Annotated in this window: 15 protein-coding genes and 1 pseudogene; 10 read left to right on the top strand and 6 right to left on the bottom strand. The window is 55.6% G+C overall.

Annotated elements, in window-relative coordinates; all coding sequences use genetic code 11:
• Positions 1 to 567: 567 nt before the first annotated feature.
• The 8 genes and pseudogenes from dhaK (at position 568) to JMJ16_RS17570 (ending at position 6728) form a co-directional block, all read left to right on the top strand.
• Entirely contained in the window at positions 568 to 1569 is a 1002-nt protein-coding gene (dhaK, locus tag JMJ16_RS17605; protein ID WP_201383575.1) for a dihydroxyacetone kinase subunit DhaK, read from the top strand.
• 76 nt (positions 1570 to 1645) lie between these two features.
• Positions 1646 to 2274: pseudogene (gene dhaL, locus JMJ16_RS57160) on the top strand (dihydroxyacetone kinase subunit DhaL).
• 43 nt (positions 2275 to 2317) lie between these two features.
• A complete protein-coding gene (gene dhaM / locus JMJ16_RS17595) occupies positions 2318 to 2722 on the top strand; it encodes a dihydroxyacetone kinase phosphoryl donor subunit DhaM (protein ID WP_201383573.1) in 405 nt (134 codons plus the stop codon).
• A 62-nt stretch (positions 2723 to 2784) separates the two neighbouring features.
• Entirely contained in the window at positions 2785 to 3060 is a 276-nt protein-coding gene (locus tag JMJ16_RS17590; RefSeq protein ID WP_201383571.1) for an HPr family phosphocarrier protein, read from the top strand.
• Positions 3061 to 3177: 117 nt separating this feature from the next.
• Positions 3178 to 3972, top strand: a complete 795-nt coding sequence (locus JMJ16_RS17585; RefSeq protein WP_201383569.1) for a hypothetical protein — start codon at positions 3178 to 3180, stop codon at positions 3970 to 3972.
• 81 nt (positions 3973 to 4053) lie between these two features.
• The gene (locus tag JMJ16_RS17580) at positions 4054 to 5148 is read left to right on the top strand and encodes a low specificity L-threonine aldolase (protein WP_201383567.1); all 1095 of its coding nucleotides are present in this window, start codon (positions 4054 to 4056) and stop codon (positions 5146 to 5148) included.
• A gap of 191 nt (positions 5149 to 5339) precedes the next feature.
• On the top strand, positions 5340 to 5717 hold the full coding sequence (locus tag JMJ16_RS17575; RefSeq protein ID WP_201383565.1) for an ACT domain-containing protein: 378 nt from the start codon (positions 5340 to 5342) through the stop codon (positions 5715 to 5717).
• A 180-nt stretch (positions 5718 to 5897) separates the two neighbouring features.
• A complete protein-coding gene (locus tag JMJ16_RS17570) occupies positions 5898 to 6728 on the top strand; it encodes a phosphatase PAP2 family protein (protein ID WP_201383563.1) in 831 nt (276 codons plus the stop codon).
• On the opposite strand, the gene JMJ16_RS17565 is transcribed toward JMJ16_RS17570, so the two are convergent.
• Entirely contained in the window at positions 6725 to 7120 is a 396-nt protein-coding gene (locus JMJ16_RS17565; RefSeq protein ID WP_007923495.1) for a helix-turn-helix domain-containing protein, read from the bottom strand. The genes JMJ16_RS17570 and JMJ16_RS17565 overlap by 4 nt on opposite strands.
• A 204-nt stretch (positions 7121 to 7324) precedes the next feature.
• On the opposite strand from JMJ16_RS17565, the gene JMJ16_RS17560 reads away from it, so the two are divergent.
• Complete coding sequence (locus JMJ16_RS17560; RefSeq protein ID WP_201377077.1) at positions 7325 to 7603, top strand: hypothetical protein; 279 nt, start codon at positions 7325 to 7327, stop codon at positions 7601 to 7603.
• A 44-nt stretch (positions 7604 to 7647) separates the two neighbouring features.
• Entirely contained in the window at positions 7648 to 8277 is a 630-nt protein-coding gene (locus tag JMJ16_RS17555; protein ID WP_201377078.1) for an ATP-dependent Clp protease proteolytic subunit, read from the top strand.
• A gap of 73 nt (positions 8278 to 8350) precedes the next feature.
• Here the strand turns inward: JMJ16_RS17555 and JMJ16_RS17550 are convergent, their stop codons facing one another.
• From JMJ16_RS17550 to JMJ16_RS54425, 5 genes are all read right to left on the bottom strand, one after another.
• Positions 8351 to 9163 (bottom strand): family 16 glycosylhydrolase, encoded by an 813-nt coding sequence (locus JMJ16_RS17550; RefSeq protein WP_201383561.1) that lies wholly within the window; start codon positions 9161 to 9163, stop codon positions 8351 to 8353.
• 145 nt (positions 9164 to 9308) lie between these two features.
• The gene (locus JMJ16_RS17545) at positions 9309 to 10316 is read right to left on the bottom strand and encodes a hypothetical protein (protein ID WP_201383559.1); all 1008 of its coding nucleotides are present in this window, start codon (positions 10314 to 10316) and stop codon (positions 9309 to 9311) included.
• A gap of 177 nt (positions 10317 to 10493) precedes the next feature.
• A complete protein-coding gene (locus tag JMJ16_RS17540) occupies positions 10494 to 11363 on the bottom strand; it encodes a class I SAM-dependent methyltransferase (protein ID WP_201377081.1) in 870 nt (289 codons plus the stop codon).
• A 110-nt stretch (positions 11364 to 11473) separates the two neighbouring features.
• Positions 11474 to 12241 (bottom strand): 3-oxoacyl-[acyl-carrier-protein] reductase, encoded by a 768-nt coding sequence (fabG, locus tag JMJ16_RS17535; protein ID WP_201383558.1) that lies wholly within the window; start codon positions 12239 to 12241, stop codon positions 11474 to 11476.
• Positions 12242 to 12451: 210 nt separating this feature from the next.
• Positions 12452 to 13792 carry a pentapeptide repeat-containing protein gene (locus JMJ16_RS54425; protein WP_236601609.1) on the bottom strand — a complete coding sequence of 447 codons (1341 nt, stop codon included), beginning with the start codon at positions 13790 to 13792 and terminating at the stop codon, positions 12452 to 12454.

Raw genomic sequence — 13792 nt, 5'->3', positions numbered from 1 at the left:
TATACTTATTTTTGCCGTCATAAATAGATGATGCTAAATATGCATAAACTATACTACAGCTAGATCATGTTGTATAGATATTGGTAGCCATTGCCCATGCACCCTTCGCGTCTGCGGCGCTCAGTGGTCAATAAAAGTGTGTGCCTTTTGCAGGTATTCTCCTGCAAAAGGCACACACTTTTATTGATAGGCGGAATGGGTGTGGAATAATCACGGTTAATGAGAAGGGGGATATGGGTGACGTATATTGGGGTACAATGTATTGTGTTGAGCTTTTTTTATGTGATGTCCCGGAAATGCCATTGACGCAATTCCTGTGCTATACTTAGATTACTTGAGCGAAATATGTGTGCTGATGTGGGGTTGATGGCGAGGTGAGAAGGGGTGATACTGGCAGGTAAGTCTGAGTGCATTAAGGGGATGGGGGAAGTGGAGCTTAGGTAGCTGGATGGGCTGCTATGATACAGGTTTGATACGCGAGTACTTCGAAACTCGATGCTCCGTTGTCGAGGGACGAGTGATGTTCCATGGTGGAATTGTTTAGGAGACCAAAGGAGGCGGACTCGCATGAAAAAGCTCATCAACAGGCCGGAGGATGTGGTTAAAGAGGCGCTTGCAGGTATGGAAGCCCTGCACGCAGAATTGATTCGTGTCGACTACGAGAGCCAGGTGATCGTGCGCGCCGATGCTCCGGTCCAGGGGAAAGTGGGAATTATTTCGGGTGGTGGGAGTGGACATGAGCCGATGCATGGCGGCTTTGTAGGGCGTGGGATGTTGGACGCGGCCTGCCCCGGCGAGATTTTTACCTCGCCTGTCCCCGATCAGATGCTGGCTGCGACGCGGGCCGTGAATGGTGGCGCAGGTGTATTTTACATTATTAAGAACTATACAGGCGACGTGCTGAACTTTGAGATGGCGGCGGAACTGGCGGCGACCGAAGATATCGAAATTGCCTCTGTGGTCACGAACGACGACGTCGCGGTCCAGGATAGCCTCTATACCGCTGGCAGGCGTGGTGTGGGCGTCACCGTGTTGTTGGAGAAAATTGTGGGTGGCCTGGCGGAGACCGGTGCTTCTCTAGAGGAGATCGCCGAGATGGCGCAGCGCGTCAATGCCAATGGGCGTAGTATGGGCATGGCCCTGACCTCCTGTACCGTGCCAGCCATGGGAAAACCAACCTTCGACCTGGGTGAGAATGAGATGGAGATCGGCATTGGCATTCATGGCGAGCCTGGTCGCAGGCGTGTGCCCCTGGCTTCGGCCGCGGAAGTGACCGAGATGCTGGTCAACCCGATTCTAGAAGATTTGGAACTCAAGGCAGGTGAGCGGGTGATCGCCTTTGTAAATGGGATGGGGGGGACGCCACAGATCGAACTCTATGTGGTGGCGAACGAACTGGCAAAGATCCTGCGTGGAAAGAATGTTACTATCGCGCGCTCCCTGGTGGGGAGCTATATCACCTCGCTAGAGATGGCTGGCTGCTCGATTACACTCCTGCGTACGGACGATGAAATATTGAAGTACTGGGACGCACCTGTCCATACTCCTGCGTTGCGCTGGGGCATCTAGCGTTGTCGATAAGGAGTATGTCTGTAGTAGCTTTATGCTGGCAGCTTACAAACGTACTCACGTAGGGAGAGAATGTATGCCGATAACGAGCGAGAAGCTTATTGCCTGGTTGCAGCGGATAGGGCAGGTGTTGCATGAACAGCGAGAATATCTGACGCAGTTAGATGCCGCCATTGGGGATGCTGATCATGGCATCAATATGGACCGGGGCTTTCGGGCTGTCGTTGAGAAATTGCCTGCCCTGGCGAGCGCTGATAGCGGCACCATCCTTAAGACGGTGGGGACCACGCTTGTCTCCACCGTTGGGGGCGCCAGTGGCCCGCTCTATGGCACCGCATTTTTGCGCGCGGGTATCGCGATGGCGGGTAAGCAAGAATTGCAGGAGGCGGACGTGGTTGCGCTACTCGCCGCGATGGTTGAGGGTATCCAGGTACGAGGCAAGGCCCGGTGGGGGAGAAAACTATGTTAGATGCGCTACTTCCCGCCCTGGAGGCCGCGCGCAAGGCCGAGGGTGAGGGGGTGGAGATGCCTCAACTGTTGCAAGTGTGCAGTAGTGCAGCGGAAGCGGGCATGAAGAGCACGATTCCCTTGCTGGCGACGAAGGGGCGGGCCAGCTATCTTGGTGCGCGCAGTATTGGTCACCAGGACCCCGGAGCGACATCAAGTACCTTGATGCTACAAGCGCTCGCGGAGACCTATCGATGACGAGAGACCTTACGCACATGCAGAAAGAACGAGGAGCTAAGCCATGGGAGTCGGGTTAGTCATCGTGTCACATAGTGCACGGCTGGCGGAAGGCGTTGTTGAACTGGCTAGCCAGATGGCGCAAGGCAAGGTGTCCATCGTCGCGGCGGGTGGCGGGCCGGATGGCTCATTAGGAACGTCGGTTGAGAAAATTCTGGCCGCGCTGCACACGGTCGAGGGGCGTGATGGTGTCCTGGTCTTGCTTGATTTGGGGAGCGCGGCCATGTCGGTTGAGATGGCTGTAGAGGCCTATTGCGCTGAACAGAAGGAGCGGCGGGTGATTGTGAGTTCAGGCGCGCTGGTCGAAGGGGCCGTGGTCGCCGCGGTCGAGTCCTCGATTGGCAATACCCTGGATGCAGTGGCAGCCGCCGCAGCTGAGGCGCATACTCTGCCGAAGGTCCATCCTTAAACTCGTGGGCGTTCTCCATGTTGTACCTCTCTGTCTAGATTCGCATAGGGAAGGCATTGTCTATGGCAGCGTTAGAAACAACACTCAAAATCACCAATAAAGTTGGCCTCCATGCCCGTCCTGCGCGCCTGCTGGTTCAGACGGCGGCCAGTTTTCGAGCGCACATCTCGCTCCAGGTTGGGGAGAAGGTCGCCAACGCCAAGAGTATCCTGGCCGTCTTGAAGCTAGGGGTGCCGCAGGGGACCGAGATCCTGGTACGGGCCGAAGGCGACGATGCCGAGCCCGCACTCGTGGCTATCGCAGCCCTTGCCAGGCGTAATTTTGATGAAGACGCGTGATCTTATTAGGGCGTATGTGGGCTACGTAGCACTGTGCGCCAACATTTTTTTTCTGTGCCAGACAAGATGCGATAAATTTGCTTATAGTCAAAGATGAAACAAGCAAGGAGGCCCATCTTGAAGAGACTGGATTATGCCCCAGGTCTGGACCAGTGGCGGGATGTCTTGTTCAGGGCATTACCGGATTGTACTGCGCAGATAGAGTGCTTTTTCGCGGATCGTGAGTTTGGCTTTCAGCATGCCTGGGAGGTGCTCGACAAGGTGAGCCGCCTGGCGACACAAATTGAGCATCGAGATGGGCGCCTCCTGCATCACGAGGTGATAGAGCACCTGGCACTCTTCCACGATATCGGTAGGTTCTTTCAAGGGGCACATGTAGTAGAGCCTATCGTCCTGGCGCAGCAGGTGTACACGCGCTTCGCCCGAGAGCAGGCGGTACGGCCTGATAGCGCGCGGGCGGTACTTGATGGAATTGTGAGCACACCATTCTTGAACTATCGCTTGCATCCCTCCGGCCATCCTCCACGCACCCTGGAGGCCGATATTGTGCGTGCAATCGTGATCATGTTGAATACAAGAGGCGCGCGGGTTGACTACCACTATGCATGCAGCCGCGCCCAGCGTGATGCCCCCTTTTTTAACCCCTCACTTACCCAGGAACAGCGCGCCCGCTTCTCCTTAGAGCACTTTTCGGGCGACCATCTCAATGTCTTGCTCTCGCTGCTAGCCATGCGCCCCGGTGATTTCTCGCATCCTGTGCTACAAGAGGCGTATCGCAGGTGGCGAGGGCCTGTAAAGGAAGAGGTAGTCACACATATTCTCGACCTTGCCCGGAGCGTAGGTGAGAGCGAGGAGCACCTGGAGAGCATACAGCAAACCATTATCTGGTATCGCAGCACATTCGCATGTTAACATATAGGTGGGGATGAGGTGTGGATGTTGAGTAGTTTTCTACATGGAAAAAGTGTTGTAAAAGGATGGTGGTATTTCTCTATGCCCATAACTGAACAGGATAAAGAGCGTATTTTATCCCAGTGTAAGCGTTTTCTAGCCATGCATTATCCCAGGTCTCCGCGCGAGGTCTTACATGATCTGACGGAATTTGCCGATCCACAGGCGAAGGCGGATCGGTACGGTGGCGGTGAACTGATCACTTCGTTTGAGGAGGAGATTGCCCATTTACTGGGAAAAGAGGCCGCGGTCTTTATGCCCAGCGGGACGATGTGCCAGCCCATCGCACTGCGTATCTGGTGTGAGCGCAAGGGGCGCAAGCGCGTGGCGTATCATCCCACCTGTCACCTGGAGATTCACGAGCACGATAGTTACCAGCGTTTGCATGGCCTGGAACGAGTTTTGCTGGGTTCGGATCACCGAGTCTTCACTCTCGAAGACCTCAAAAGTGTGCCGGAGCCTCTGGGGGCGCTGCTCATTGAGTTGCCCCAGCGCGAGATTGGCGGACAGCTTCCTTCCTGGGAGGAACTGGTAGAGATTACCACCTGGGCGCGTGAGCGCGGGATCGCGGTGCACCTGGATGGTGCACGTCTCTGGGAGTGCAAGCCCTTCTATCAGCGTGAGTATGCCGAGATCGCGAGCCTGTTCGATAGCGTATATGTCTCATTCTACAAGGTCCTGGATGGGATCGCGGGCGCGGTACTGGCGGGACCCGCCGATGTCATCGCCGAGGCGCGCATCTGGCAGCGGCGGCAGGGAGGCAACCTGATCAGCCTCTATCCTTATGTGCTGTCGGCGCGGCAAGGGATGCAGAAGCACCTCGGGCGCATCGACGAGTATTGCGCGAAGGCGCGCGAGATCGCCGCCGCGCTCTCGGACCTGCCCCAGGTCGAAATCCTGCCCAATCCTCCGCAGACCAACATGCTGCACCTCTTCCTGCGTGGCGACCGTGAGCGACTGGTAGACGCTGCCTGGCGCGTCGCTGAGGAGACACAGACCGTTCTCTTCCGCATGCTGACTCCCACGCTTGTCCCACAGTATAGTAAATTTGAACTCTCCATTGGCGAGGCCGCTCTGGAGATCCCCACAGAAGAGATTGTCCCCCTCTTCCAGCGCGTCTTCCAACTGGCCGAGTAAAGCGAGAAATAGTAGCCGCGTACACCAGTAGCGAGCCCGCTACTGGTGTACGCGGCTACTGATGGTTTGTGCTGGTGCATCCTGGTGGCGTACAATTTCGTGTGTAGATCAGGCGTTAGCCCTGCTCGCGCACCCGGGGCGGGCATGAAAGTTATTGTGCGTTATGCCATACCCTGAAGGGATCAGGAACGATGCAACTGGTAATTCTCGCTATTCCGCTAAGCGTTTGCCGGCTCGATCCGGGGCAGGAGATACCTGCCTGGGCATTAAGCCGGCGCGAATTTCTAGCGATAACATATACGCGTCAAGAACTCTCGATTGTCTGTGTCTCTGAAGTCGTGCCAGAGGAGGTCCAGGTGGAGCATGGCTGGCGGGCCTTGCAGGTTGAGGGTCCACTGGACTTCTCGCTGACGGGCATCCTGGCGGGCCTGGCGACCCCGTTATCGGGCGCGGGCATCTCGATCTTTGCCATCTCAACCTATGATACTGACTACCTGCTTGTGAAAGAGGTGCACCTGGACCGGGCGCGGAAGGTGCTGGAGGCGCTGGGATATACCTTTCCGAATTGAATTCCTATAGTCGTGAAGCGTGATCTTGCTACGTGCCACGTGTGTTCTGCTTGTATCCATTGATGTAGATCGATCCGTATGTGTAGTGTGACATGGTAGCGTGGGCTAATAGGGCTTGATGATGCTATCGTGCTCACTAGAACATCTGAGAGGCGTTTCGCCGCAGGGAGGATTGAAGCTATGAGTGCAACGGAGCGCACAAGTGGACCGTTTCAGGTAGCGCAAACACGAGCAACGGAGAGCACACGACACGAGCAGGCACGTGCTCACTGGAAGATAGAGTTAGCATTATGGGTGGTGGGCGTCATCATCTTTCTGCTCACCTGTATAGGCATGCATATGCATCCCCGTCCCTTCTCCTTTGATCTTTCGATCATGCAGACCATTCAGAGCTGGCACCTGGGAAGTGTGCTCGATGCCATTGTACGCTTGCCTAGCGTTCTGGATGATCCCCTCTGGTCAATCGTACTTTTAAGTAGCTGGCTGATCTTCTTATTAATGGGAGCGATCTGGGCCTGGTTTACGCACCGACGAGCGCTGACCTGGCTACAAAATGCGCTCTTCCTGGTCGCGATTGTCGCCAGCGGGTCGGGGGTAAACACGCTTCTGGACATCCTGGTCGGGCGTCCGCGTCTCCTGGCGAAGATGTACCCAATTCGCAACTATGAGGCTATTGTTCCCTTCCCCTCTTATCCCTCAGGCCATGTCGCGCATGATGTGATCTACTATGGCTTCTTGTTGTACCTCAGCCAGACCAAGCCTGTGCGCCGCTGGAAGTATTATCGCTGGCTTCTGCCCTTGCAGATTCTCGCGGTGATCGAAATCCTGCTTATTAGCTACTCACGCATTCTGATGGGTGGGCACTGGCCAACGGATGTCCTGGGTGGATACTTTGAGGGAGTGCTCTGGCTCGGCCTCTTCATTTTCCTGTATCGCAGGGCGACGCCCTTGCAGGAGAAGTGGCAGCAACGCCTCGACCAGAAGCGGGGCGCGCGCCATCAACATGCTTAGTTCAGATTCAGGTGCTTGTTGAGGAGAAAGGCGCTGAAGTCCGCGACACTCTCGATTGCGCCTTCGTCGAGCATATTCACCATGCGTTTGACTACAGTCCGACGACTCTGACCGGGAGCCCCAGGGAGAAAGCCAATAACACTGGTAACCTGGGGTTCGCGTTCGCTACGGATCTCTTCCGCGACCATCTCCAACAATTCTGCGACATCCAGCTCCAGAGCGCCCGCCAGGCTTTCTAGCACCTTGGCCGAGGGATATTTTTGTCCCCGCTCGATCTCCCCCACATAAATTTCGGAGAGGCCAGCCTTCTCGCCTAGTTCTTTGATGGTCATATTATGATCCTGGCGTTCGCGACGGATGACGCGACCCAGCAGTTCTTGTAAATCGGCCATATTTGCTTCCTTCCTATGCTCAGAGCATTGCCTATGCTGTAGCTATGCTGACAGCATAGTTTTTCTCTATGAGTATACGCTAATGGCGTGCTATATTCAAGGCAACAGATAAAACTATTGTTATTGTGTGTGGTGTAACTGGGGCATTCGCCCCAGTTACACCACACACAATAACAATGTTGAAATGAGTAAAGGAGCAATAAGATGCATATGCCAAGGATTGGTATGGGTTACCTGGCGGGGAAGATGGAGAAGCCGGAGTCGCAGTCGGGCTCGGTCTTTATCCCTATGGTGTATGAGCAAGCTCAGGCTGCGCGGTGGGAGTATAAGATTCTCACAGTTGATCCAGCCGAGGAGGCTCTGCCTGACGAGGTTCGCCTGAGCGAACTGGGAGCAGAAGGCTGGGTTATGGCCGGTCTTCTTGATGAACGGTCAACAGGAAAAGGCAAAAAGATTCACTACTACTTTCTGCGCCAGGCCTAAGATTCATTTACCAAAGCTGTTTTACGATAAAAGGAGAGAAACACATGTCGAGTTTACTGGTTCCTACTGTGCTGGAGAATACGCCACGCGGGGAGCGTGCCTATGACCTCTTCTCGCGCCTCTTGCGTGACCGCATTATCGTCGTCAATGGACCGATTGATGATGCGATGTCGGGGCTAGTGGTAGCGCAATTACTCTACCTGGCGGCCGAGGATAGCAAGCGTGAAATCAATATGTATATCAACTCGCCAGGCGGCTCGATTAATGCGGGCCTGGGTATCTATGACACGATGCGGGTCCTACCCTGTCCCATCTCGACCACCTGTGTGGGCTATGCAGCCAGCTTTGGCACTATTCTGCTGCTCGCGGGCGAGAAGGGGCGGCGTTTCTCGATGCCGCATGCGCGCATCCACCTGCACCAGCCCTTGATCTCGGGAAGCCTGAGCGGGCAGGCCTCGGATATTGATATTCACGCGCGCGAGATCCTGCACCTGCGCAGCGAGATAAACGACATTATTCAGGAGCATAGCGGGCAGACGCTGGAGCGCATCCAGAAGGATACCAATCGTGATTTCTATATGAGTGCCGTCGAGGCCAAGGAATACGGCATCATCGACGATATCCTGACCTACGCCGAGAAGAAACTGCCGGAGGAGGAGCCCAAAAACAAGTAGGTAGTGTATTGCAAGCAGGACAGCGAGGGTGTGCATTTGCGTATCCTCGCTGTTCTGCTTGCAATACACTGTATTAAAGGCGCTTAATGTGGATAGAATCGATCTCAAACCACTCATCTTCACAGGCGACCGTGCCAAAGCGCAGGATGCCGCACGGGGTCGCGATGGCGTACTGGTTATCGAGCCAGGCGACAAAGCCGAGGGGGCGCGTGGGAGGATTGGGCGCGCGCAAGATAGGCTCGCCATCGACCCAGAACAGAGCGGCCTCTGGCGTCCATTCAATGACATAGGTATGCCAGGCCGTCATTGGCACTGTGAGTAGCTGCTCCTGGGCGCCACTGAGGCGTTGGAGCCAGCGGCCAGCGGGACGCGTATTGCCGGTGGTCAAGCCCCACCCGGTCGCCAGGGCCGTGGGGAGGGTCGCGAAAAGGGAGCCTGGACGCATGCTATGGATGACCTGGGCCTTCCAGCCCCAGCCGGGAATGCCGGGTACCAGGGCCATATTCGAGGGGGGCGAGGCATAGAAGAACCAGACGGCCTCTGGCAGCATCAGGATATCTCCTCGGACCGAAAAGGGATAGTTCCAGAAGCCAAAGCCTGCTGTCCCGCGCAGGTGATGTGAATCGTGGCTGGTCGAGGCTGGAGTTGCGGCGGGATGTGATGAGCGGGCGCGTACCTCCATGCGCAGGGGCGGGTGCCAGGGAAAATCACTGCGTGCCAGCGTGCCATAGTCATCTATCTGGGCGTCGGCATAGGTGCCCTGCGCGACAGTGGGAATAGCCATGCGCAGGACCGAATCCTCAAGGGTGAGGACGCCGGTTCCCAGGCAGGTTTGCGTCCAGCGTGAGTGGAGAGTCTGAGTGGTTTGTATAAAATCATCGATCACAGTCGCCACCATTTCCTATGGTCTGCTATGAGCTTAACGCGAGTGTCTATTTCCAGTGTAGTCTCTTCGCGAAAGAGCGTCAAGAAGAAAAAGAGTGTGCAAGGTGTGGTGAGCATTCGCCCACCACACCTTGCACACTCTTTTTTTAACCATCGCCGGGGAAGGTATGCTCAATGGCATAGTGCAGCAGTTGTTCTTCTAATTGGGCGCGTACGTGTTGCTCGGCCTCATTCTTATTGGCGGGCTGGTTGCGGCTGGAGGCCTCCATCATCATCCGGCGGGTCAGGTCATTGAAGTGGGCGAAGAGGGGCTTCTGTGCTTTCTGTGGTGGCATAACGTGTAGCGCGATCTGGGCAGGCTCGTAGAACTCTTCAGGCGGGAAGAGCATGGCTGTCAGGTCAGCATATTTTTGTAGCAGGGTGAGGCGATTTTGCGCGTTGAAATAGTTGTATTGCGTGCTCGCGGCTGAGAGGACGCCCGCGATACGCCCGGCGTAGAGGATGGGAAAGATGGCGCAGCTTTTCTCGTATTCGGAGTAGGCGACGGGGACGAGCGTATTTTCCGCCGTAAGATCGTTCACGACCTTGTAGTGAAAGACGGTCACGACATGGCCGGCCAGGGATTCGGCGCCCAGGAACATCCCATCGTGTTCCAGGTTCTCCTTCCAGGGAGGCGTACCGATGCCCTCACTCTCATAGAGGCTGCGTACCTGCTGAGAGGGGCCAGCCGGGGGCATGCAGCGAGCAATCCACAGGCTCATGCCCAGGCGGTTAGGATCGAGCTGAGTCAGAGCATTTTGCAGGATCTGGTTACAGAGCGTCCAGTAGTACAGGTTCTCGGCCACAGAGGCGCGAGTTTTAAAGAGTTCGATATAGAACTCAGGAGGGATATTGAGGGGTGTATCATCTTCGATGGGATTGGTAAATTCGCTCATGCCTTTCTCGTCGCGCAGTAAAGAGAGAATTTGCTCGCGATATTGGGGATAGAGATTGAGGAATTGATAGAGCTTGTTGGCGCGAGGAAAGGTTTCGCCGCTGAGCCAGCGCGAAAGTGTAATGGATTTGACATTCAGTGTGGCGAGGATGCGCTGTCTCTCACTGGGGTCCTGAGTAATTTCTGCTAGAATATCACGCCAGGTTTGTTTCTCTTGCATTTTTTGACCCTATACTTTACATAAAAAGGGCATGCATCATTCTGGCTATAATAGCAGTTTGCAGGCAGAAAGTCAATTTTTCTGATGTTGTGCAAAAAAATAGATAAGATTATGGGGATGTGGTCTGGAAAGGCCGCAGACCTTTCCAGACCACATCCCCATTCTTCATAACTTAACCTATTTTTTGATGCCAACCATTTGGAGCCAGTTACGCGGCACCTCTTGTAGCCCCAACTCCTCTCCGGCCTGGTAGACAGCGACTTCAAGCGCGCGTGCACCGTAGGCCAGGGGAACTCCGGGAAGGGCGCCATCGATGAAGAGCCAGTACTGACCAAGATCGCGCCAGGCGTCGAGCGAAATAATGGCGGTATCCTGCACCATATCTAGCTTGCCGAAGCCACTCTCCTGGTAGATCTGGACATAGTCGTCGCTCGTCACCCATTGCATGGCCGCGGCCTTGGCCTCGCGTGAGAGGCGCACGTCGGGATGTTCCTGGCGGAGCCAGGCCACGGCGCGCCGCGTCCAGAGGCGATAGAAGCGCTCGGTACCGGGCACATAGGTGCCAGTATAGAACGCGCTATTACAGGCGAAGATGCCCTGGGGAGCGAGAATAGAGGCGACTTGCTTGAATGCAGAGAGTTTATCGGTAAGCAGGTGGATGGCATTGCAGAAGAATGCGGCGTTGGCATTTTGAATTAGCTTGGGGAGATCTTCAGATTCGCCTTGAATAAATTTCACATCGGCGGGTAGACCCATCTGATCTACACCTTTTTGAGCCCTGCGCAGTGCCTCGGCTGAAGGATCGACGCCGATCAGGCGCAACTGCGAGAGTTTGCCCTGGCGTTCCATCTCTTCAATGATCAGGCGTGAGACCGCGCCTGTGCCACAGGCCATGTCCACGATGGTCACTGGCGCGCCTGTATCCTGTTGGGACAGGTGTGCCAGTGCCTGGCGTACGAGTCCGCGGTTCACCTCTGTATAAAAGGGGTGTGCTGCGAAAGGCTCGAAGGTAAATTTATTTGTCTCCTCGGTTTCAATTAAGCCCATGAGTATAGCCTCCTTAAAAAACACCAAAAAGGACTGGTTGCTTTATTAAGAAGTTTAGAGTGCTCCCGAGGTGAAAAAGTTTCAGCTTTTAGCGAATATAAGTGAATGTATTAGATATGCATTGCCATACCGCCATCGACGTTGAGAATCTGGCCCGTGATGAAGCTGGCATCAGGCGAGCAGAGGAAGGCGATTGCCGCGGCAATCTCGTCTGGTGTGCCGAAGCGTCCGAGAGGCGTGGTATCGATCATGAATTTCCGTTGGGCCTCGGTGAGTGTCGAGGTCAATTCGGTGGGGACGAAGCCCGGGGCGACCACGTTGGCTGTAATATTGCGGCTGGCCATCTCGCGGGCGGTACTGAGCGTAAGGGCGATGATACCAGCCTTGGAGGAACTGTAGTTGGCCTGGCCCGCGTTGCCCAGCAGGCCTGAGATGGAGGCGACATTGACGATACGCCCCCAGCGTGCCTTCATCATGGAGCGTAGCACAGCCCTGGTGCAGAGGAAGGTTGAACGCAGGTTGCTATTGATGACATGCTCAAAGTCGGCGGCAGACATCTGAAGGATCAGTTTATCGCGGGTGGTGCCGGCGTTATTCACGAGGATCGTCACAGGACCCAGGGCCTCAGTCGCTTCAGCGAAGAGGCGGGTTACGTCTTCTTCCTGGCTGACATTGGCCTGGATGGCGACGCAGCGACGCCCTAACTCCTCTATACTAGCTTTCGTTTCAGCTGCTGTGCTGGCATTGCTGCGATAGTTCACGATAATGTCGGCACCGGCCTGGGCGAGGCGTAACGCGGTAGCGCGGCCAATACCCTGGCCGCTGCCCGTAACGAGCGCGATTTTTCCGCTGAGGGGGAGTGCTTGTTCGTTTGCCATACTGCTTCTATTCCTCTTTAAAAAAGTGTTGCTATTCGCCATTCACTGCTGTGTGCCAGAAGTGGGACGTAACGTTAGCAAGTGTACCACATTTCGTCTATGCATGTGCTTCTCAGGGGTGGGGTCGCAGAAGAGAATAGCAAAAAAAAATGGGGTGAGGCAAGGCCTGGCGTATATGCATACACGCCAGGCCTTGCCTTTTGTGCACGATTAATGTTCGGTGGATTTCTGATTGTCGTTGGTGAGGCGGGAGCCGTGGGCGACAACTTCCTTGGTTTCTGGCTCTGGCTCGGTTTCAGGCAGCGCGGCGGCTTGTAGATCCAGCAGGCTGCTGCCGGAGAGGTGAGGCGAGAGCGCTGAAGGCTCGCCTGCCGGGACATAGGAATCGCTGCCCTCTGTCTCTGGTAAAGAGTCTGGAAGCAGAGCGTAGCCGCGAGATGACTGGCTCAAGAATGAATTATCGGGTGAAGATGCAGTCTCTGGTTGAGCCTGTGCTTCTGCAGGCTGAGTCGAGACGGTCTCCTGATGCAGTTCCTCGGCTGGCTGTTCAGGTGGGAGAACAGGTGTTGCCGCATCGATGTAGGCCAGCCACTCTGAGGCATCCATGCCTGGGGCGTTGTCTTGCAGGCTCTCTTGCTCTGGTGCGGCCTCTGGGGCAGGCTTCGCGGCAGGCATGGGGGTGATTGGTGGCGTTACCACCGGAATGATCTCGGTTCTATGAGGCATAGACGCCTTTTTGCTGATGGCGCGCATATTGGTCAGGGTGGTGCCGCTATCTCTGAGCTGCTCCTCCTGGGTGGTATTGATGAGATCGCTCAGTGTGCTATCATCATAGATGGCGGTGCGAAGCTGTTCCACGGTGAGGTTACGGGCGTTAAGCAGGTTGGCGCCGATCAGATTGGTTTTATAGAGGTCGGCGGCCAGAAAGTTAACGCCGTTCAGATTGGCGCCGCGCAGGTCGGTATGGGTCAGATTGGCGCCGGAGAGGTCGGACTCCTGGAGATCGGCCTCTTTCAGGTTCGCCCAGGAGAAGTCGGCCATGAAGCACTTGGTGGTGCGTAAGATGGTTTGACTGAGATTAGCGTGTCCCAAATAGCGTGAGGAGAGGTCGCGCCCGGAGAGGTCGGCGCCACTGAGATTGACATGTTGCCAGCGGGGCGTGGATTTGCCTGACTGGTCCTGCTTTACCGGTAGCGGAACATCTTCGATGCGGGGGATGCGGGCCAGTTCGTATTCGGCACGTGCCTGTTTTGTGGAGGCCTCAAAGGCGTGGCGTAGCTCGTCGCGCTGCTGGCGCTCGAATTTCTCCAGGGTGTTCCAGGCGTTCTGTAGCTGCTGTATCTGGGCCTGGATGCGATGTTCCACTTCAGTGAGATGTTTTTCTTGTTCAGCGCGCCAATCTTGCTGACGAGTATTCTGGGCTTTCTCCCAGATTTCTTGTTGTGCCTGTACCTGCTCGGAGGCCTGTCGTAGATTTTGCTGTGCTCGGTAAGCGAGCACGAGCGCCACGATGGCAATGATGAGGCTCACAACGGCTAACACGATTTCCAT

The sequence above is a fragment of the Ktedonobacter sp. SOSP1-52 genome (assembly GCF_016587395.1).
The sequence above is the reverse complement of the archived record's forward strand: the minus strand, read 5'-3'. Positions and strand labels throughout refer to the sequence as shown.

Bases quoted from the DNA above. Each gene is read 5' to 3' on its own strand.
- JMJ16_RS54425 (WP_236601609.1), bottom strand. From the start codon at position 13,792: ATGGAAATCGTGTTAGCCGTTGTGAGCCTCATCATTGCCATCGTGGCG.
- dhaM (WP_201383573.1), top strand. From the start codon at position 2,318: ATGGGAGTCGGGTTAGTCATCGTGTCACATAGTGCACGGCTGGCGGAA.
- JMJ16_RS17575 (WP_201383565.1), top strand. From the start codon at position 5,340: ATGCAACTGGTAATTCTCGCTATTCCGCTAAGCGTTTGCCGGCTCGAT.
- fabG (WP_201383558.1), bottom strand. From the start codon at position 12,241: ATGGCAAACGAACAAGCACTCCCCCTCAGCGGAAAAATCGCGCTCGTT.
- JMJ16_RS17555 (WP_201377078.1), top strand. From the start codon at position 7,648: ATGTCGAGTTTACTGGTTCCTACTGTGCTGGAGAATACGCCACGCGGG.
- JMJ16_RS17570 (WP_201383563.1), top strand. From the start codon at position 5,898: ATGAGTGCAACGGAGCGCACAAGTGGACCGTTTCAGGTAGCGCAAACA.
- JMJ16_RS17545 (WP_201383559.1), bottom strand. From the start codon at position 10,316: ATGCAAGAGAAACAAACCTGGCGTGATATTCTAGCAGAAATTACTCAG.
- JMJ16_RS17590 (WP_201383571.1), top strand. From the start codon at position 2,785: ATGGCAGCGTTAGAAACAACACTCAAAATCACCAATAAAGTTGGCCTC.
- dhaK (WP_201383575.1), top strand. From the start codon at position 568: ATGAAAAAGCTCATCAACAGGCCGGAGGATGTGGTTAAAGAGGCGCTT.
- JMJ16_RS17540 (WP_201377081.1), bottom strand. From the start codon at position 11,363: ATGGGCTTAATTGAAACCGAGGAGACAAATAAATTTACCTTCGAGCCT.
- JMJ16_RS17580 (WP_201383567.1), top strand. From the start codon at position 4,054: ATGCCCATAACTGAACAGGATAAAGAGCGTATTTTATCCCAGTGTAAG.
- JMJ16_RS17565 (WP_007923495.1), bottom strand. From the start codon at position 7,120: ATGGCCGATTTACAAGAACTGCTGGGTCGCGTCATCCGTCGCGAACGC.
- JMJ16_RS17560 (WP_201377077.1), top strand. From the start codon at position 7,325: ATGCATATGCCAAGGATTGGTATGGGTTACCTGGCGGGGAAGATGGAG.